Origin of the sequence: Streptomyces kronopolitis (assembly GCF_014646275.1) — a bacterium.
Classification (GTDB): Bacteria; Actinomycetota; Actinomycetes; order Streptomycetales; family Streptomycetaceae; genus Streptomyces; species Streptomyces kronopolitis.
Window position 1 is genome coordinate 71,450 of sequence record NZ_BMND01000009.1, and the last position, 19,367, is coordinate 90,816.

At 69.6% G+C, this 19,367-nt stretch carries 13 protein-coding genes and 1 tRNA gene; 10 read left to right on the forward strand and 4 right to left on the reverse strand.

The genetic code is table 11. From position 1 onward, the window contains the following. Positions 1–8: 8 nt before the first annotated feature. Entirely contained in the window at positions 9–824 is an 816-nt protein-coding gene (locus IEY78_RS12990) for an SAM-dependent methyltransferase (RefSeq protein ID WP_189097843.1), read from the reverse strand. Between the two features lie 606 nt (positions 825–1,430). On the opposite strand from IEY78_RS12990, the gene IEY78_RS12995 reads away from it, so the two are divergent. Then, positions 1,431–2,078: a TetR/AcrR family transcriptional regulator gene (locus IEY78_RS12995; RefSeq protein WP_189097844.1), complete on the forward strand. Its 648-nt coding sequence runs from the start codon at positions 1,431–1,433 to the stop codon at positions 2,076–2,078. An 86-nt stretch (positions 2,079–2,164) separates the two neighbouring features. Then, positions 2,165–3,037 carry a class I SAM-dependent methyltransferase gene (locus IEY78_RS13000; RefSeq protein ID WP_189097845.1) on the forward strand — a complete coding sequence of 291 codons (873 nt, stop codon included), beginning with the start codon at positions 2,165–2,167 and terminating at the stop codon, positions 3,035–3,037. Positions 3,038–3,070: 33 nt separating this feature from the next. Here IEY78_RS13000 and IEY78_RS13005 read toward each other — a convergent pair whose 3' ends face one another. Further along, positions 3,071–4,360: a PucR family transcriptional regulator gene (locus IEY78_RS13005; protein WP_229699903.1), complete on the reverse strand. Its 1,290-nt coding sequence runs from the start codon at positions 4,358–4,360 to the stop codon at positions 3,071–3,073. A gap of 192 nt (positions 4,361–4,552) precedes the next feature. Between IEY78_RS13005 and IEY78_RS13010 the strand changes: the two genes are divergently transcribed. Beyond that, on the forward strand, positions 4,553–6,079 hold the full coding sequence (locus tag IEY78_RS13010; RefSeq protein WP_189097846.1) for a hypothetical protein: 1,527 nt from the start codon (positions 4,553–4,555) through the stop codon (positions 6,077–6,079). 91 nt (positions 6,080–6,170) lie between these two features. Here the strand turns inward: IEY78_RS13010 and IEY78_RS13015 are convergent, their stop codons facing one another. Further along, entirely contained in the window at positions 6,171–6,713 is a 543-nt protein-coding gene (locus tag IEY78_RS13015; RefSeq protein ID WP_268240270.1) for a DUF6314 family protein, read from the reverse strand. Between the two features lie 390 nt (positions 6,714–7,103). On the opposite strand from IEY78_RS13015, the gene IEY78_RS13020 reads away from it, so the two are divergent. From IEY78_RS13020 to IEY78_RS13045, 6 genes are all read left to right on the forward strand, one after another. Further along, entirely contained in the window at positions 7,104–8,573 is a 1,470-nt protein-coding gene (locus IEY78_RS13020) for an aldehyde dehydrogenase family protein (RefSeq protein ID WP_189097847.1), read from the forward strand. Continuing rightward, complete coding sequence (locus tag IEY78_RS13025; protein ID WP_189097848.1) at positions 8,570–10,150, forward strand: APC family permease; 1,581 nt, start codon at positions 8,570–8,572, stop codon at positions 10,148–10,150. The genes IEY78_RS13020 and IEY78_RS13025 overlap by 4 nt, the downstream gene beginning before the upstream one ends. A 13-nt stretch (positions 10,151–10,163) precedes the next feature. Further along, positions 10,164–11,726: a GMC family oxidoreductase gene (locus tag IEY78_RS13030; RefSeq protein ID WP_189097849.1), complete on the forward strand. Its 1,563-nt coding sequence runs from the start codon at positions 10,164–10,166 to the stop codon at positions 11,724–11,726. 780 nt (positions 11,727–12,506) lie between these two features. Then, entirely contained in the window at positions 12,507–13,238 is a 732-nt protein-coding gene (locus IEY78_RS13035; protein WP_189097850.1) for a WXG100-like domain-containing protein, read from the forward strand. Beyond that, on the forward strand, positions 13,235–17,017 hold the full coding sequence (locus IEY78_RS13040) for a DUF6531 domain-containing protein (RefSeq protein ID WP_189097851.1): 3,783 nt from the start codon (positions 13,235–13,237) through the stop codon (positions 17,015–17,017). The genes IEY78_RS13035 and IEY78_RS13040 overlap by 4 nt, the downstream gene beginning before the upstream one ends. A 15-nt stretch (positions 17,018–17,032) precedes the next feature. Beyond that, positions 17,033–17,308, forward strand: coding sequence for an RNA-binding protein (locus tag IEY78_RS13045; protein ID WP_189097852.1), 276 nt, complete (start codon positions 17,033–17,035; stop codon positions 17,306–17,308). 510 nt (positions 17,309–17,818) lie between these two features. Here the strand turns inward: IEY78_RS13045 and IEY78_RS13050 are convergent. Then, positions 17,819–17,903: transfer RNA gene (locus IEY78_RS13050), tRNA-Leu, on the reverse strand. Between the two features lie 105 nt (positions 17,904–18,008). Here IEY78_RS13050 and IEY78_RS13055 point away from each other — a divergent pair. After that, a complete protein-coding gene (locus tag IEY78_RS13055) occupies positions 18,009–19,343 on the forward strand; it encodes a DUF2254 domain-containing protein (protein ID WP_189097853.1) in 1,335 nt (444 codons plus the stop codon). The last annotated feature ends 24 nt before the right edge of the window (positions 19,344–19,367 follow it).

Sequence of the window (19,367 nt, forward strand, 5' to 3'; positions counted from 1 at the left end):
CCGCCGCGCTACGACTTGCGGGCGACGCCGCCGAACTCGATCCACTCCTGGGTGAGCTGCTTGGGGCCGATGTCCGCGTCCGGCATCCAGGTGGAGACCTCCAACAGGCCCGGCTCCAGGACCTCCAGACCGTCCAGGAAGCCGGCCAGCTCGTGCGCCTGGCGCACCCGGCCCCACTGGCCCTGGGTGCTGACCCGCATGAACTCGGTGACGAAGTCCCGGGTGGCGGCGTCCTCGCTGACCAGCTGGCACACCACCAGGAAGCTGCCCGGCGCGAGGCGGTCGGCGACCCGCTTGATGAGACCGGCCGGGTCGTCGGCGTCCGGTATGCAGTGCAGCACCGAGACGAACAGGGCGGCGACGGGCTGCTCGAAGTCGATCAGCCGGGTCACCTCCGGGCTGTTCAGGATGCCGTCGGTGTCCCGCATGTCCGCCTGGATGACGGCGGTGTTGGTGTTCTCCTCCAGCAGCGCGCGGCCGTGCGCCAGCACGATGGGGTCGTTGTCGACGTACACCACACGGGAGGCGGGGTCGACCTGCTGGGCGACCTGGTGGACGTTGTCCTGCGTCGGCAGGCCTGATCCGTGGTCGATGAACTGCCGGACGCCGTGCTCGCGGGCCAGCCAGCGGACCACCCGCTGCAGAAAGCGCCGGTTGTTGATCGCCAGCACCTGAGTGCTCGGGACGACCTTGCTCAGCTCTTCGCAGGCCTCGCGGTCGACGGCGTAGTTGTCCTTGCCGCCGAGGTAGTAGTCGTACATCCGGGCAACGCTCGGGATGCTGACGTCGACGACTCCGGAGGGCGGTCGCGCTTCTTGGCTCATTCCACACTTTCCCGTCGCTTCGACAGCATTCAGCCAGGGGGCAGCCGCGCTCATTGCGTGTTTGTACGACCACGCCCCGCAGCCCCCAACATACCCACCGGACGGGGGTTGGTGCAGACAAGTGACCGGGTCACGTGCACGGAGTGACGGCTGGGGCACCACCGACGGGACACAAACCCAACATGCGTGCGAATCAAGGGGGTTCAACCGGCCATCCGGCACTCGCGAGGAGTCGCCCCGACGGCCATTCCGGCCGGGAATCGCCGCCCGCGGGGTCAGCGGTCGGCCGGGGGCGGGTGCGGGCCGCCGCCTCGCCACTCATCGGCGGCGACCCGCTCTCACTTCCCCCGGCGACACCCGGCGCCGGGCTCCGCCCCGTGTGCCACGGACCGGCCGAGGAGCACTCCGACCCGTGCCACAGACAGCGCCGCGTCGGCCATCACCCGATCAACGGCCGTTGCGATGCGGGGCGTTACGGAGATTCGCCTACCACCGTCGGCGCGCTTTACACCTGCCGACGATCAAGGCGGCAGGCTCCCGCCGGGCCCCAGCGCCTTACTTCCACGTAACCTTACTCGCCAGTAAGGCTGGGGTAAGCTGACGCGAATGAGCGACATACGCAGGCGACGCGTCCCCCGGCCGGTCCGGGAGCAGCAGATCATCGATGCGGCGATCCGGGTCTTCGCCCGGCGCGGCTACCACGCCGCCTCGGTCGACGAGATCGCCGAACACGCCGGCATCTCCAAACCGATGGTCTATCTCTACCTCGACTCCAAGGAAGGGCTGTTCCTCGCAGCTCTGCGGCGCGAGGCCGAACGCCTGCTGGCCGTCTTCCGGGCCGCCGCGGTCCCCGCGCACTCCCCCGAACTGCGGCTGCGGGCCGGGCTGCTGGCGTTCTTCACCTTCGTCACCGAGCACCGCGACAGCTGGGTGGTGCTGCACCGCCAGTCCTCGGAGCCGAGCCCGGCGATCACCGCGGAGCTGGCCCGGTCGCGGCGGGCGCTGCTGGCGGAGGTCACCGGACTGGTGCGGGCCGACATCGCGGCGAGTGACGGCCCGGCCCGCCCCGACGACGACGCCGAGTTCGTGGCGTACACCCTCGTCGGTGCGGCGGACTCGCTCACCGACTGGATGGCGCTGCACCCCGGTGAGCCCCCGGAGCGGATCACCCTGCGGCTGATGAACATGGTGTGGGTGGGGATGCGCAATGTGCTCGACGGAGAGGTGTGGACGACGCCGTCGCAGCTGCCGTAGGCGCCTCGGGCGCGCCGCGTCCGCCCGGCGCGCCGCTCCGGTCCCGCGGGGCATGGGCCTCGCCGCCCCGCGGGTAGGAGTCATGGATGACCACAGAGAAGAGCGAGCCGGCGCCGCTCCCGGTGACCCTGCCCAGCACCGAACAGATGCTCCTGGCCAACCAGGCGAACTGGGACGCGCGCACCCCGGTCCATGTGGCCAGCGACTTCTACGGACTGGACGGTTCGCGGACCGCCGAGGACTGGTTCGCGCCGTTCGAGTGGACGGATCTGGGGGATCTGGCGGGGCGGGAGGTGCTGCATCTCCAGTGCCATCTGGGCACCGAGACCGCCGCGTTCGCCGAGCGGGGCGCCGCGCACACGGTGGGGCTGGACTTCTCCGCCGCGGCCGTGGCGGAGGCGCGCCGGCTCGCCGGGGAGGCCGGCCGGTCCGTGGAGTTCGTCCGGTCGGATGTGCACCGGGCGGTGGAGGCGCTCGGCGGGCGGCGGTTCGACGTCGTCTACACCGGCAAGGGGGCGCTGTGCTATCTGCCGGACCTGGCGGCCTGGGCGGAGGTGGTCAGCGCGCTGCTGCGGCCTGGCGGGATGCTCTATCTGGTGGAGTTCCATCCGCTGCTCGACGCCCTGGGGCCGACGCCGAGCCCGGAGCGGCAGCAACTGCGGCTGCACCATGACTACTTGGCGGGGCGCGGTCCGCTCAGGAGCGACACCCCGTGCACCTACACCGACGGTCCGCCGGTGCGGGGCGCCACCACCAGTTACGAGTGGCGGCACGGCCTCGGGGAGGTGGTCTCCGCGGTGATCGGCGCGGGGCTGACCCTCCAGCTGGTGCGGGAGACCGAGCTGCTGCCCTGGAAGCGGTTCGACGCCATGGTGCCGGCCGAGAACGGCTGGTGGCGGCTACCGCCCTCGGAGCCGATCATTCCGCTGCTGTACGCGCTGCGGGCGGTGAAGGCCTGAGCCCTCGCGCTCCCACGGCGCGCGGCGGGCGCCTCAGCCCTCCGGGCCGTGCAGGCGGCGGTGCGTCAGCGCCCACCAGATCTCCGCCAGGTCGGCCGGGTCGCGCAGGCTGGTGCCGGTGATCTCCTCGAAGCGCCGGAGCCGGTTGCGCAGGGTGTTGGGGTGCACGTAGAGGGTCCGTGCGGCCGCGTCCAGGCGCAGCCCCTGCCGCAGATAGGCGGCCGCCGCCTCCTCCAGCTGGGCGCCGTCCTCGCCGCGCTCGGCCAGCGGCGCCAGCCGCAGCCGCACCAGCCCCTCGCCCACGGCCGGGAGCGCCACGACCGTGGCCCGCAGCCCGAGTTCCTCGCGGGTGAACGCCCCGACGAGCCCGAACCCGAGGGCGGCCCGCAGCGCCTGGGTGGCCCGGGTGAACTCCGCGGCCAGCCCGGCGGGCGCCACCGGGGCGCCCAGCCCGAGGACCAGGCTGCGGCACAGCCCGCCCGGGCGCCCGGCCAGCAGTCCGGCCACCTCCCCGTCCACGGTCGTGACCAGGGGCTTGCCCGCCTTGTCCAGCGCGAGCCAGGGGCGCAGCGCGGCGACGATCCGATGGAAGGCGCGGTCGCCCGGGCCGGGGTGGCCGGGGGTGTGCGCGGCGGGGGCGCTCGGGCCGTCGGGCGGGGCGGCGCCGGGCAGGCAGGCGCGGAAGGGGAGGCGGAGCGCGCCGCGGTCGTACGCGCCGTCCGTGAGATCCCCGTCACCACGCTCACCGGCGGCCGCGCCATCCCCGGCCAGGGACTCGTCCCACTGCGCCTGGCCGAGCAGCAGGGCGCGGACCAGCGCGGCGCGCCGGCGGTCCGTCATCGCGTCCTCCTGGATCCCGATGCGGCAGCTGCGGACGACGCGCAGGGTGTTGGCGTCGGCCCAGGCGCGCAGGGTCTCGGCGATCGGCAGCAGGTCCTCGGCGGTGCCGCGGCGGGCCGCCATCTCCTCGCCGAACCGCCGCCAGACGACGTCCGTGCCGATCCGGTAGGCCGAGATGATGTCCTCGACGGGCAGCGCGCGGGCCAGCTCCGTGACCTCGTCGAGATGGGTCTCCGGGACGCCGTGGGCGCCGCCCTCGCCGGGCACCGATCCGAGGGGGCCGCGCCGCTCCCCGGACCAGCGCTGCACCAGGGACAGGCCGTTGCGCAGGGACGCCCGCACCCGTGGGCGGAGCTGGTCCAGGGAGACCACGGCGTAGGAGGGGAGTTGGGCGCGGAGCCCGTCGACGACCTCGTCGGTGAGGGCGTCGATGGCGGTGTGCAGCGCGGCGACGGCCTCCGGCACCGTTGTGGAATTCTCCACGCGTCCCCTCCCGACTCGGTGTCTTTCCCCATGGCGAAAGCGATCATTCATCGCCATGCTACGAGGAAGCCGCCCGAACCCCTACAGATGTTCGATGTTGGATGACTTTTCCCCCGTCGCCCGGATCGTTCCGGGTTCGGTCCGCGGCCCCGTAGTGCCTCCTTGCCACCCCCCGCACCCCAAGGAATTCCATTGGCTGTTTCCTGGCGCCGGATAGCGGTGCCCGCCGCCGCGGTCGGCGTACTCGTCCCCGCCGCCCTCGGCACCCATGCGCTGCTGTCGCACGACGACTCCGGCTCGTCCCCGGCCGCGATCCGCGCCGCCGGCTCCCCGGACCCGAACTCGGCTCCGGACAACACCGGCGGAGCGAACGGCTCCGAGGGCGCCGCCGTGGCCGCGACGCCGTCCAACGCGCCCACCGGACAGGGACGTTCGGTCGCGGTGAAGCTCTCCTCGTACGACGCGCGCAGCAAGCAGGCGGTGCTCAAGCCGTCCGCCGGCAAGTCCGTGCGCACCGGCGATGTGATCGCCGCCGCACCGAACCGGCACGCCCCCTCGGGCGCGCTGTTCAAGGTGCGCAAGGTCACCGGCTCGCAGGGCGACGAGGTCCGGGTGGCCACCGCCCCCGCCACGATCTCCGAGCTGCTCGGCGATCAGAAGGTGGACCAGCGCACGGCGTTGCGGGCGGGCGAGCTGTCCGTCAAGCCGCTGTCGTCCGGCGTCACCGTGCAGAAGCCCGGCGCCGGTCAGGGCGGCGACGCCTCGTCCACACCGTCCGGCGCGCCGAGCACGCCCTCCGGCGAGAGCCCGGACGCCTCCCCCAGCACCTCTCCCAGCCCCTCGGCGAGCGACTCGTCGAACGCGCCGGAGAAGCGCGCACCGCTCGTCCGCCCCTCCGCGGGCGCGGCCGGCGCCTCCTCCGAGGACGCGCTGCCGCCCGACGCGCGGAAGGCGCTCACCACCCTGCGCCTCGGCGTCAATGTGCCGCTGCCCAAGGGCGTGCAGGCCACCGACCGGTCGCCGGCCCGGCTGTCCGGTGAGGTGAAGTTCCGGCCCGAGCTGATCTTCCAGTACGAGAAGCGCGGCGGGCTGAACATCCTGCCGCAGCGCGCGGCGGTCGGCCTCGGCGGCTCCTACGCCTACGGCTGGCAGGTGCACGGCAAGGTGCGCGGCACCGCCGACACCGGGCAGGTCTCGGTGCCGCTGGCGGCGGTCACCGGCCGGCACGTCTTCTGGGTGGGCCCGGTCCCTGTCGTGGTGAGCACCGAGGTCACCTTCACCTACCGCTTCACGGCCGGCGGCCGCATCGTGCTAGACGCCGACCAGCGCACCTCCGGCGCGTTCGCGGTCGGCGCGAAGTACGACCGCACGAACGGCTGGCAGCCGCTGCACACGGCGGACCAGCAGACCAAGGGCTCCACTCCCCGGGTCGAGGGCGCCGCCACGGCGACGGCCCGCATCGGGGCGCACGCCCAGGTCTTCCTCTACGACACGGTCGGGGTCGGCGGCGAGCTGTCCGTCCACCTGACCGGACAGGCCGCGGCCGCGCACGGCGGCGGTGCCCCGGCGTGGGCGCTCAGCGCGGGCTACGACCTGAAGACCGAGCTGATGCTGCAACTGAAGATCTTCGGCATCCAGATCGCCGACCTGCGGACCACGCCGTTCGCCCTGCATGACGAGCGCAAGCTCTTCGGCCGGGGCAAACTGCCCGCCGCCTGACCGGCCGCCGCGCCGGACGACGGACCGCGCCCCCGGGGGAACTCCTGCCCCCGGGGGCGCCTTTCCGTTCGTCGGCGGCAGCCCGCCGCGCTCACCCCCGGCGGCGGTAGACCGAACGCAGCAGCTGGTCCTTCGCCGGCCCGCCGACCCGCCAGCGCAGCCGCCACTCGTCCGCCGTGACGGCCGTGAAGGACCCCTCGTAGCGGTCCTCGGCGCAGGGGTGGCGCGCGGTCCACCGGCCGGTGCGCAGATCGAGGTCGTGGAAGGGCCGGCCGTCGGCGAACTCGACCCCGGCGGTGCCGTCCGGGCGGGGCCGCAGCCGCAGCGTGCGGCTCGCCGGATACACCGTGCCGTCCCAGGTCAGCCGCCCCTCCTCCACGTGCAGCAGAGCGTCGCCGGTCCCCTCGGGCCGGAACTCCGCGGTGCCCCGGAAGTGCCCTTCGGTGCCGGTCCGCAGGTCGTGGACGGTGCGCTCGACGTCCCAGCGGCCGGCCAGATAGGCGGCGGCGTCGGGCACCGGATACGGGCGCGCGCCGCCGGGGTCCGCGTCCGGCTCCGGCGCGGCGTCCGCCACCGGACCGGCGCACCTCTCCGGCTCCGGCACCCGCCGCCCCCGGTCCCGCTCGCCGCTCATCCCCCCATTCTCCCGGCCGCCCGGCCCGTCACTCCACCGGCCCCACCCGGGGCGGCGCCCGCTCCCCCGGCCCCTCGTGCCGTGCGGAGCCGCAGCGCCCGTCCTACTCTCGGTGCAGTGATCGTCACCGAGGTCCGCACAGCGGGCCAGCCGGCACCTGACACCGCCGGCCGGGGCGCCGCGCCCGCCGCTGGCACCCCGTACGAGCCCTAGGGGGTGTCGTTTGGACCATGGCGGGCTCGCGGGCCCTGGCACGCACCCTCGCCGCGTTGTCGTCGGTCGGCGACGCTCCGCGTCGACTCCCTCCTCCGCCGTGCGATCGCACGCACCAGACCCCGCTCCCTGACCCACCACGACCCGAACGACACCCCCTAGGACCGGAGGCAGCACATGCCGGATCTGTTCATCGGCGGCCAGTGGACCGCAGCGGCCGACGGGCAGCTGCGGGAGATCCGCTGCCCCGCGGACGGCACGCTGGTCGCGACGGTCGACGAGGGCGGGCCGAAGGACGCGGCGGCCGCGGTCTTCGCCGCCCGCACCGCCTTCGACGACGGATCCTGGCCGCGGACCCCGGCGGCCGAGCGCGCCAAGGTGGTGCTGCGGGTCGCCGAGCTGCTGGAGCGCGACAAGGACGCGCTGGCCCGGGCCGAGTCGCTGGACACCGGCAAGCGGCTGGTCGAGAGCGCCTACGACATGGACGACATCGCCAACTGCTTCCGCTACTTCGGCAACCTCGGCGCGGCCGGGGCGTCCGACCGGGTGGTGGACGCGGGGACCCCGGACGTCGACAGCACGGTGCGCCACGAACCGGTCGGGGTCTGCGCGCTGATCACCCCGTGGAACTACCCGCTGCTGCAGACCGCCTGGAAGGTCGCCCCCTGCCTGGTCACGGGCAACACCTTCGTCCTCAAACCCAGTGAGCTGACCCCGCACACCGCCCTGCACCTCATGCGGCTGCTGGCCGAGGCCGGGGTGCCGGACGGCGCCGCCAACCTGGTGCTGGGCACCGGGCAGGGCGTGGGCGCACCGCTGACCGAGGACCCGCGGGTGGACATGGTGTCGTTCACCGGCGGGCTGGCCACCGGCCGGCGCATCATGGCCGCGGCGGCGCCCACCGTGAAGAAGATCGCGCTGGAGCTGGGCGGCAAGAACCCCAACATCGTCTTCGCCGACGCCGATTTCGACACCGCCGTCGACTACGCCCTGATGGCCGTCTTCCTGCACTCGGGCCAGGTCTGCTCGGCCGGCGCCCGGCTGCTCGTCCAGGAGGAGCTGCACGACGCGTTCGTGGACGAGCTGGTCTCCCGGGCCCAGCGGATCCGGCTCGGCGGACCGTTCGACGAGTACGCCCGCACCGGCCCGCTGATCTCGGCCGCGCACCGCGCGAAGGTGGAGGCGTATGTGGCGGCCGGGCTGGACGAGGGCGCCGTCCTCCTCTGCGGCGGCTCGGCGCCCGACGACCCCTCGCTGTCCCACGGCTTCTACTACCTGCCGACCGTGCTCGACGAGTGCACCCCGGACATGTCCGTGGTCCGCGACGAGAGCTTCGGCCCGGTGCTGACCGTCGAACGCTTCCGGGACGAGGACGAGGCGGTCTCGCTGGCCAACGACACGGTGTACGGGCTGGCCGGCGCGGTCTGGACGCAGAACAGCGAACGGGCCCACCGGGTCGCCGCCCGGCTGCGCGCGGGAACGGTGTGGATCAACGACTTCCATCCGTACGTACCGCAGGCGGAGTGGGGCGGGATGAAGCAGTCGGGCGTCGGACGGGAACTGGGGCCCGCGGGGCTGGCCGAGTACCAGGAGGCCAAGCACGTCTGGCGCAACACCGCGCCGCGTCCGCAGAGGTGGTTCGAGTGACCGATCCCGCAGCTTCCCGGCCCGACACCGCGGCCGAGCACGAACACGAACACGACGACGAGGCCATCGCCGAACTCGGCTACAAGCCCGAGCTGAAGCGCACCCTGGGCAACTTCCACACCTTCGCCGCCGGCATCAGCTACATCTCGATCCTCACCGGCACCTTCCAGCTGTTCTACTTCGGTGTCGCCCACGGCGGCCCGGCGTACTGGTGGTCGTGGCCGATGGTCTTCCTCGGGCAGCTGATGGTGGCGTTGTGCTTCTGCGAACTGGCCGCCCGCTATCCGGTGGCCGGGTCCATCTACAACTGGGCCAAGAAGCTCGGCGGCCCGCACATCGGCTGGCTCGGCGGCTGGATGATGCTGACCGCCTCCATGGTCTCGCTGTCCGCGGTGGCGCTGGCCTACCAGGTGACGCTGCCGCAGATCTCGTCGTGGTTCCAGTTCATCGGCGACGGCACCGGCAAGTCCGCCGCCGAGAACGCCGTGCTCCTGGGCACCGTCCTGATCGCCTTCACCACCCTGGTGAACGCCTTCGGGGTGAAGCTGATGGCGCGGATCAACTCCGCGGGCGTGGCGATCGAGCTGATCGCCGCCATCGTCCTGGTCCTGCTGCTGGCCGCACACATCACCCGCGGGCCCAGCACGGTGACCGACACCTTCGGCCTGGGCAAGGGCCAGAGCCTGGGCTACTTCGGCGCCTTCCTCACCGCCTCGCTGGCCTCGGCCTACGTCATGTACGGCTTCGACACGGCCTCCTCGCTCGGTGAGGAGTCCAAGGACCCCGGCCGCAACGCCCCCCGCGCGATCCTGCGGGCCCTGGTCGCGTCCTTCCTCATCGGCGGCCTGATCCTGCTGTTCGCCCTGCTGGCCGTGCCCGATCTGCACGCCAAGCAGCTGTCCGTGGACGGCCTGCAGTACGTGGTGCTCTCCACGCTCGGGTCGACCGTGGGGCAGATCGTGCTGTGGTGTGTGGTCATCGCGATCACCGTGTGCGATCTGGCGGTGCACACCGCCGGCATCCGGCTGGCGTTCGCGATGGCCCGGGACAACAACCTCCCGGCGGCCTCCCTGCTCGCCAAGGTCAGCCCGCGCTTCCAGACCCCGGTGCTGCCGGCCGTCATCATCGGGCTGGTGGGGATCGGCATCCTGCTCATCAATGTCAACCAGCCGCAGATCTTTTCGGTGATCACCAGCATCGCGATCATCATGATCTACCTGGCGTACCTGGCGGTCACCCTGCCGATGCTCGTCCAGCGGCTGCGCGGCAACTGGACCCCGGCCAAGGGGAAGTTCACCCTCGGCAAGTTCGGTCTGCCGGTGAACATCCTCGCCGTGCTCTGGGGCCTGGCGATGTCCCTCAACCTCGCCTGGCCGCGCGCCGCGGTCTACAACGCGACCGGCCCGCAGCACTGGTATCTGCGCTGGGGCGCCTTCCTGTTCATCGGAGTCGTGGCGATCGGCGGATTCGCCTACTACTGGTTCGTCCAGCGCAAGAAGACGGGCGTGCTGGCCATGCACGCCGCCGTCGCCTCCGACCCCGGCACCCCGGGCGACAGCGGCGCCCCCACCCCCTGACTGGAGCGGCACGATGTCCCAAGAAGCCCCTGTGGACGAGTTCGACTACGTGGTGGTCGGCGGCGGCACGGCCGGAGCCGTCGTCGCGGCCCGGCTCAGCGAGGACCCGGCGGTCAGCGTCTGCCTCCTGGAGGCCGGCCCCTCCGACGTCGGTGACGACAACGTCCTGCGGCTGGACCGCTGGATGGGGCTGCTGGAGTCCGGCTACGACTGGGACTACCCGGTCGAACCCCAGGAGAACGGCAACAGCTTCATGCGGCACGCCCGCGCCAAGGTGCTCGGCGGCTGCTCCTCGCACAACTCCTGCATCGCCTTCTGGGCCCCGGCCGAGGACCTCGACGAGTGGGCCGCGATGGGCTGCACCGGCTGGAGCGCGGCCGACTGCTTCCCGCTCTACCAGCGGCTGGAGAACAACGACGCCCCCGGCGACCACCACGGCCGCAGCGGCCCGGTGACCCTGCGCACGGTTCCGCCCAACGACCCGTGCGGGGTGGCCCTGCTGGAGGCCTGCGCGGCGGCCGGCATCCCGACGACGCCGTTCAACTCCGGCCGGACCGTCATCCGCGGCGCAAACTGGTTCCAGATCAACTGCCGCCCCGACGGCACCCGTTCCTCGGCCTCGGTCTCCTACCTCCACCCGGTCATGGGCACCCGCAAGAACCTGGAGGTACGCACCGGACTCCAGGCCAGGCGCCTGAACTTCGACTCCGCCCGACGCTGCACCGGCGTGGACTACCTCGACCCCGACCTGGTCCACACCCGCACCGTCAACGCCCGCCGCGAGACCGTCGTCTCTTGCGGCGCCGTCGACACCCCGAAGCTGCTGATGCTCTCCGGCATCGGCCCGGCCACCCATCTGCGCGCCACCGGCATCGACCCGCTCGTCGACTCCCCCGGCGTCGGCTCCTCCCTCCAGGACCACCCGGAGGGCGTGATCATGTGGGATGCCCGGCGGCCCATGGTCACCTCGTCCACCCAGTGGTGGGAGATCGGCATCTTCGCCGACACCGAACCGGGCCTCGACCGCCCGGACCTGATGTTCCACTACGGGTCGATGCCGTTCGACATGAACACCTACCGCCGCGGCTATCCGACCTCGGAGAACGCCTTCTGCCTCACCCCGAACGTCACCCGCGCCCGCTCCCTGGGCACCGTGCGCCTGCGCACCCGCGACTTCCGCGACAAGCCCATGGTCGACCCGCGCTACTTCACCGATGAACACGACATCCGCGTGATGACCGCGGGGCTCCGCCTGGCCCGCGAGATCGTCTCCCAGTCCCCCATGGCCGACTGGGCCGGCACCGAACTCGCCCCCGGCTCCTCCGCCCGCACCGACGCCGAGCTGCTCGACTACATCCGCACGACCCACAACACCGTCTACCACCCGGCCTGCACCGTCCGCATGGGCGCCGCCGACGACCAGGCGGCCCCCCTCGACCCCCAGCTCCGCGTCAAGGGCGTCACCGGCCTGCGCGTGGCCGACGGCTCGATCATGCCGTTCCTGCCCGCCGTGAACCCCTGCATCACCACGATGATGATCGGCGAAAAGTGCGCCGACCTGCTGCGCAACAGCTGATCAAGGCACACGTACGACCTACGAGGTGGGCTCCCTTCGCCGGCATTGTCCGGATCAGGTGCTAGGGGTCGCCTTCCGGTCTCCCGACCTTCCAGCCTCTCAGCCCGACCTTCCTTCATGTCCCCGGCGAGAGCCAGAACTCCCTTCTCCGAGGCCCGTCCAGCCGAACTCCCTCGCTCGCCCCGTAGGCCTTGTTTCAGGATACTCCGGATTTCAGGGGATGGAAGGGACGAAGCGACATTTGCCGCCCGAGCCTGGGGACGTGAAATACGCCTCCTGACCAGCAGGGATCTTTGAAGCCTTCAGCATGCCGGCAATCGACGCTCTCCGCCCTTGATCGCACCCCTCAGCGGACGATTCCGGCTCGCGGCAAAGAAAGACCTGCCCATATGGCACCCAGGAGAGCGACGGACGCCGAGGCCCCTGCCGACGCTCCGACGCAGCACACAGTTACCGTGCATGCGGCGACGGTCACCACTGCGAGTACGGTGATCGGTCGATCCCCGCCACCAAAGAGCAGAGGCATCCGCCCTCGCGCTCGTGACATACAAGCACCGTGTGAAGTCATGGGCTCCGAGTCATCGCCGCCCGTGTCGTGAGGGGGGACGGCTCCACAGAGTCAGGAGATCGACAGGAGCGGCCGTCCGGGTCGATTCACTCCCGGGTGGGCGCCCCTGGCGGATTCCTGGCGATACGCCGAGCAGAACTTTGCACCCCTCTTGCACTCCCTTGGGTGTCATCTGATGGGCTGTTGCGTCGGTATGACCAAGGGGGATCAGCATGGCAATTGAACTACCCGATGAGGTGGTGTCGTTCCTTCAGTTCATCGGGGTGAACTGGCCGAACGTCAATGAGGACAAAGTCCGAGAATTCGGTTCCCACGTAAGGGACTTCGCGCAGACACTGGACAATACGCATAAGGACTCGACGTCAACAATCCACCAACTGGCCGAGGTGTATCAAGGGGCGTCCTACGAGGCGCTGCTGGCCAAGTGGGGGCAACTGTCGAACGGTCACATGACGGAGCTGATCAACGCCAGTCACACGGTGGCCACCGCGCTGGATGTCGCGGCGGACACCATCGTGGCGATGAAAATGGAGGCGATCGCCGAGCTGATCGTGCTGGCCATCACCTTCGTGGCCGATCAGGCAGCAGCGGTCGCCACCCTCGGAATCGCGGAGGCTGCCGAGGCACTGGTGATAGCAGCGGGCAGGAAGCTCGTGAACTTCCTTGAACAGCAACTGGAGCAGTACATCATCGGCCAGGTCATCGAGGCGGCCATCAATCCCCTGGTGGAGGTGGTGGGCAAGGCGGTGAGCGGGCTGGTCTTCCAGGCCGCCGAGTCCGCGCTCGGCGTCTCCGCCGGCGCCGGGTGCAGTGTCGGGACGAGCTTCTCGATCCACCCCGAGGAGTTGCACACGCGCGCCGAGCTGTTGCGCGGGCATGCGAGGGCGGTGGCGTCACACGCCGCGGAATTCGAGTCGAAGGCCGCGGGGGTGAGCTTCGAATGAGCAACCGGATCGTCAAGGCGCTCGAGGACGGCGCGGAGAAGCTGGGCAAGACCCTGGCCAAGGACGCGAGCAAGGCAGTCCAGGACCTGTACCACGGGGCGGGCGACCGGCTGAAGAAGGTTGCTACCAACCATGCCGAGAACGACGCCAAGCACGCCGCCGAACTGGACAAGCTGCTCAAGGGCAACAAGCACGACATGCCCCAGGCCCCGCACGCCACGGGCGGCGGCCGTCGCAACGTCACAGGCCCTTCCCAAAGCGCCCGTGACGAGGCCGAAGCCGGCCACCCACACGACAAGACACGTCGCGACGAGGGCAAATGCACCGACGGTACCGACCCCGTCGACCTGGCCTCGGGCAAGGTCTTCCTTTCCCAGACCGACATCGCCCTGCCCGGCTCGCTGCCGCTGACCTTCACCCGCAAATTCGAGTCCTCGACCCGTATCGGCCGTCACGTCGGCCCTTCCTGGTCCTCCACCGTCGACCAGCACCTGGAGATCGACGACCAAGGTGTCGTCTTCGTCACCGAAACCGGCATGCTGCTGCGCTATCCACTCCCGGGGGCCGGCGAGCGGGTGTTGCCGAAGGACGGTCCGCGCTGGCCGCTGATGCGCACACTCCAGGGCGATTGGGCCGTCAACGATCCGGAAACAGGCCACACCCGATACTTCAGCGACGCCCTGCACCGTCCCGGCATGGCCCTGCCCGACGAGATCACGGACCGCAATGGGCACCGGATCACCTTCGACTACGCGGACGCGACAGGCATCCCGTATGCGATTCGCCACAGCGCCGGCTACGAGCTCAGGCTGACCTGTGACGACGAGGGGCGCCTCACCGCGCTGCGGCTGGTCGGCGCGGCCGACGACGGCTCGGACCAACTACTGAGGTCCTACGGGCACGACGATGACGGCAACCTCACCACCGTCACCAACTCCACCGGCGCCGTTACCCGGTTCGAGTACGACACCGAGCACCGGATGACAGCCTGGGTCGACTCCAACGACTCCCGCTACGAGTACACCTACGATCGGTATCACCGCTGCACTGCCCAGTCCGGGGCCGAGGGGCATCTGACCAACCGGTTCTCCTACGGTGAGCCCGACTCGGAGACCGGGACCCGCACCACCATCCACACCGACGGGCGGGGCGCCTGCACCCGGTACCTCATCAACGACCGGCTCCAGGTCGTCGCGGTCACCGACCCGCTCGGCAGCACCACCCGCACCACTTACGACGCCGACGACCGCCCCGTGCAGATCACCGACCCACTGGGCGCCAGCACGCAGCTGACGTACGACGAGGCCGGGCGCCTGGTCTCCCTCATCCGTCCCGACGGTTCCACCAGCACCGCCACCTATACGGACCTGGGCCTGCCGGCGCAGATCACTGGTCCGGATGGCCGGACGATCCATTACGAGTACGACACCAAGGGCAATAGGGTCGCCGTCACAGACCCCGCCGGACGGATCACGCGCTTCGCCTACGACGGATCCGGCCACCTCACCTCGGTCACAGACCCGCTGGGACACATCAGCCGCATCGAGTCGGATGGCGCCGGACTCCCCCTCACGGTCATCGACCCATTGGGCGCCGTGACGTCCTTCCACCGGGACCGTTTCGGCCGTACCACTTCCGCTGTTGACCCTCTGGGCAATGTCACCCACTGCCAGTGGACCCCCGAAGGACATCTGGCAACCCGACTGAACCCGGACTCCACCCGGGAATCCTGGATCTACGACGGGGAAGGAAACTGCACCGCGCACACTGACCCCTTGGGTCAGGTCACTACATTCGAGTACGGGCACTTCGACCAACTGAAGGCGCGCACCGACCCGGACGGCGCACGCCACGAGTTCACGCACGACACCGAACTCCGGCTCACGAACGTGACCAACCCCCAGGGGCTGACCTGGAACTACGAGTACGACGACGCCGGCCGCCTGATCTCCGAGACGGACTTCGACGCTCGTGCACAGACGTATGCACACGACGCGACGGGCCGACTGACCTCACGTACTACAGCACTCGGTCAGACGATCCGCTTCACCTATGACGCGCTGGGCCGCAAGGTCTCCAAGGACGTCAATGGCGAGATCACCACATACGCCTACGACGCAGTCGGCCGGCTCACCCAGATCATTGCTCCGGACAGCGAACTTACCTACAGCCACGATGCGTTGGGGCAGCTCGTCGCCGAGACGGTGAATGGCCGAACCACCACGTTCGCCTACGACAGCCTCGGGCGCCGTATATCCCGCATCACACCCACCGGTGCCATGAGTCAATGGACCTACGACGCAGTGGGACAGCGCACGAGCCTCGATGCCTCCGGCCGCACAATGACCTTCGGTTACGACGCGCTCGGCCAGGAGATGTCCCGCACTCTTGGCGAAATCTCCTTGGCCAAGCAATTCGACCCCCTCGGTCGTCTCACCGACCAGCACGTCACCTCGGCAACCGAAACCCTTCAGCACCAGGCATACAGCTACCGCGCGGACGGATATCTCACAAGCATCGACGACCATCTCAATGGTGTCCGCCGCTTCGAGCTCGACAAGGGCGGTCGGGTCACTGCCGTATCCGCCCGCAACTGGAATGAGGCCTACGCATACGACGCGGCCGGAAACCAGACCCACGCCACCTGGCCTGACCGTCACCCGGCCCCCGAGGCCCGTGGAGAGCGCACCTACACAGGCACCCGCATCAAACGCGCCGGGGCCGTCCGGTACGAATATGACGCGGCTGGCCGCACCATCCTCCGCCAGAAGACCCGCCTTTCCCGTAAGCCGGAGACCTGGCATTTCACTTGGGATGCAGAAGACCGTCTGACCTCATGCACCACTCCCAACGGAACCTGTTGGAAGTACGCCTATGACCCACTCGGTCGACGCATCTCGAAACGACGCCTCGGCGAAGACCAAAAAACGGTCCTGGAGCGGGTGGAATTTACTTGGGACGGCCATACCCTCTGCGAACAGACCGAAGGGGAAATAGTCCTCACGTGGGATCACCAAGGCCTCATCCCACTGATCCAACGGGAACGCAAACTGCGCAGTTCCCACATGATTTCGGCATCGCAGCCGGAGGTCGACGAGCGCTTTTTCGCCATCGTCACCGATCTCGTCGGCAGCCCCACTGCGCTCATCTCAGAGGCCGGTGACACTGCCTGGCGCGCCCGGACAACGCTGTGGGGATCCACGGCGTGGAACCGCGGAGCCACGGCGTACACGCCGCTGAGATTCCCGGGACAGTACTTCGATCCAGAGACTTCCCTCCACTACAACTACTTTCGGCACTGCGATCCTGGCACGGGGCGTTATCTGACACCTGATCCTTTGGGTCTGGAGCCGGCCGACAATCCGGTTTCCTATGTGCGGAACCCATTGACGGCATTCGACCCGCTCGGCCTCGCGCCTTACGAGTCGTCCGGCGAAGAACCACCGGTCAGGCTTTACAAGGCTCCTCAGCCCGGTCTGGGGCAGCATCAGAGGGACAACGGCTACCTTCCGGAAGACTTTCCGGGAGGGGACAATCATCCATCAGGGTACGATGGGCGTGCGTACTTCTCGAAGGATAATTTCGACCTCCCGTTGAACAAGTACGCCAAGTTTTACCGAGAAGGCCTAATCGAGGTGAGGATACCCGCCGAAGACTACAGACAGCATTTCCAAAAGTACGACAGGCCGTACGAAGGGGGACCAGACATTGAAGTCCCCATTCCACATGAAGGACTAAGTCAATTGAATAAATATCCGCGGATTTGGCACCGACTGTGAGAGGAATTGTCACCGATGATCAATGAGCAAGAGTGGGAAGAGGCGAAGCGGAAGCTCCCGTTCGGCGTACGCACACAAGGTTCCGTCGTTCGACACAGCGGATTTGGATTCTTTGTGCAGCTTTCGGAATTTCCCGATGTTACAGCCGTGGTGGACGCGATCTCTTACCTCCCGCGCGGCCAGATGGCCCCTCGCGCTGAATGGCCGGCGATAGGGGAGACAATCGAAGGAACCGTCGTGGACCATATCGAGCACAATCATGAAATCAAGCTTCGGGTGGAGCCGACGTGACGCCTGACAGCCTTGAGCATGAAGGCGCCACTTCTCGGTATCGCCGGTGTGACGGGCACGTTCCGGACGCGGCTCGTGAGCAACTCACCGTGCAGCCCGCGGTGTTGTTCCGCATCTGACGAGCGGAGGGCGGCTACTGCTGGCCGCGGTACCTGGGCAGTGGGGCAGGGCGGCGTCCGGGGCGCATAGCGGCCCGGACGCCGCGTTGAAGGAAACAGCGGTCCGCAAGGGCGTGTACGGGCCCGAGGTTGGCGGGGAGTTCCGAGGCGTGGCGGGTGCCCCTCTTCGAAGCGCAGCTCGCCCACACGTCGGCCGGCTGATGCCCTCACCGAGGAGCGGACCCGCCACACCACCGAGCCTCCGGTGACACGACCGCCCGGCTCCAGACAGGCCATCGAGCCGGGCGGCCAAGCGCCACTGTGCGCCGGATGCGGGCCGAAGGTAGATCTTCACGCACGTCAGCGGGCTGCGACCATGTGGTCGCAGCCCGCTGATGTGCACTTCTTTGTGTGTCCGAGGGGGGACTTGAACCCCCACGCCCGATAAAGGGCACTAGCACCTCAAGCTAGCGCGTCTGCCATTCCGCCACCCGGACTAGGTGTGATCGTCACGGGGCGTTCCCCGCGGCGACATGGATAACAATACCAAGGTTTCGGAGTGCCCTTCACCTGCGTATCCCGGTGCCACATAACCTCGATTTATGGGCAATAAGGTACACATCGCGCATATCGATGGTCCGCGCAGGCCAAAAGCGCTTTCGCCGTTGCGGGAGCATCTGCGGGACACCTTCTGGTTCGCCCCCATGGCGGGGCTGGTGTGTGCGGTCCTGCTGTGGTGGGCGGCCGGCGCACTGGACGAGGAGATCCTCGCGCATCTGCACCGGGTCAATGCCTACGCGGAGATCCGTGAGCTGGTCGCGCTCACCGAGGACACCAAGGTCATCGTGACGACGATCAGCTCGGCGATGTTGACCTTCATCGGCGTGGTCTTCAGCATTTCGCTGGTCGCGCTGCAGATGGCGAGCGGTCAGCGCACCCCGCGGGTGGTGCGGATCTTCATCCGCAGCCGGATCAGCAAGCTCACCTTCACGGTCTTTCTCGCGACCTTCCTGTTCTCGCTGCTGGTGCTCACCTCCTTCGAGAGTGAGCGGAGCGCACGGCAGGTGACCTCGGTGCCCCTGGTGCAGACGCTGATGACGTTGCTGCTGGTGGGGCTGAGCCTGGTGCTGTTCGTCGTCTATGTGTCCGCCACGCTGCGGCTGATGCAGGTGGGGCCGGTGGTCGACCGCATCGCCCGGGAGGCGCTGCGGATGCTGGAGCGGCAGGGGACGGGGGCGGAGGGCGCGGGATCCGGGGTGCCGGAGGGGCCTGAGACAGGGCGTGTGGCGCATGAGGGGCGGGCCGGGGTGCTGAAGGATGTGCATGTGGCCCGGCTGGTGCGGGTGGCGCGGCGGCACGGGGTGGTCCTGCGGCTGATCCCGCGGACCGGGGACTTCGTGCTGCCGGGGACGCCGGTGCTCGCGGTGCACGGCGGGGCAGCGCCACCGCGGCGGGCGCTGCGGTACACGGTGTCGGTGGGGATGGAACGGACCTTTCACCAGGATCTCGGGCTCGGCCTGCGGCAGTTGTCGGACATCGCGCTGCGGGCGCTGTCGCCGGCGGTGAACGATCCGACCACGGCCGTGCAATGCCTGGACCGGATCGTGCAGATTCTGGCGGCGGTGGCGCCGCTGCCGCTCGGGACGGTCCAGCACCGGGACCGCCGGGGTGCGGTGCGGCTGACGCAGAGCATTCCGGGCTGGACGGATCTGGTGGATCTGGGCCTGACCGAGATCCGGGTGGCCGCGGTGTCCGGCCCGCAGGTCAGCCGGCGGCTCCTGGCCGGGATCGACGATCTGCTGCTGCTCGTGCCGCGGGATCGGCAGCAGCCGCTGGTGCGGCACCGCACGCTGCTCCTCCAGGCGATCGAGCGTGCGGCACCCTCGCCGTCGGACCGGCGGTTCGCCTCGCATCCGGACCGGCAGGGGATCGGATAGGCGGACGTCGGGCGTGCCCGCGTC

What these genes read in the sequence shown, in the direction of transcription:
- IEY78_RS12990 (WP_189097843.1), bottom strand. Translation starts at nt 824, where the DNA reads ATGAGCCAAGAAGCGCGACCGCCCTCCGGAGTCGTCGACGTCAGCATC.
- IEY78_RS12995 (WP_189097844.1), top strand. Translation starts at nt 1,431, where the DNA reads ATGAGCGACATACGCAGGCGACGCGTCCCCCGGCCGGTCCGGGAGCAG.
- IEY78_RS13000 (WP_189097845.1), top strand. Translation starts at nt 2,165, where the DNA reads ATGACCACAGAGAAGAGCGAGCCGGCGCCGCTCCCGGTGACCCTGCCC.
- IEY78_RS13015 (WP_268240270.1), bottom strand. Translation starts at nt 6,713, where the DNA reads ATGAGCGGCGAGCGGGACCGGGGGCGGCGGGTGCCGGAGCCGGAGAGG.
- IEY78_RS13020 (WP_189097847.1), top strand. Translation starts at nt 7,104, where the DNA reads ATGCCGGATCTGTTCATCGGCGGCCAGTGGACCGCAGCGGCCGACGGG.
- IEY78_RS13030 (WP_189097849.1), top strand. Translation starts at nt 10,164, where the DNA reads ATGTCCCAAGAAGCCCCTGTGGACGAGTTCGACTACGTGGTGGTCGGC.
- IEY78_RS13035 (WP_189097850.1), top strand. Translation starts at nt 12,507, where the DNA reads ATGGCAATTGAACTACCCGATGAGGTGGTGTCGTTCCTTCAGTTCATC.
- IEY78_RS13040 (WP_189097851.1), top strand. Translation starts at nt 13,235, where the DNA reads ATGAGCAACCGGATCGTCAAGGCGCTCGAGGACGGCGCGGAGAAGCTG.
- IEY78_RS13045 (WP_189097852.1), top strand. Translation starts at nt 17,033, where the DNA reads ATGATCAATGAGCAAGAGTGGGAAGAGGCGAAGCGGAAGCTCCCGTTC.
- IEY78_RS13055 (WP_189097853.1), top strand. Translation starts at nt 18,009, where the DNA reads ATGGGCAATAAGGTACACATCGCGCATATCGATGGTCCGCGCAGGCCA.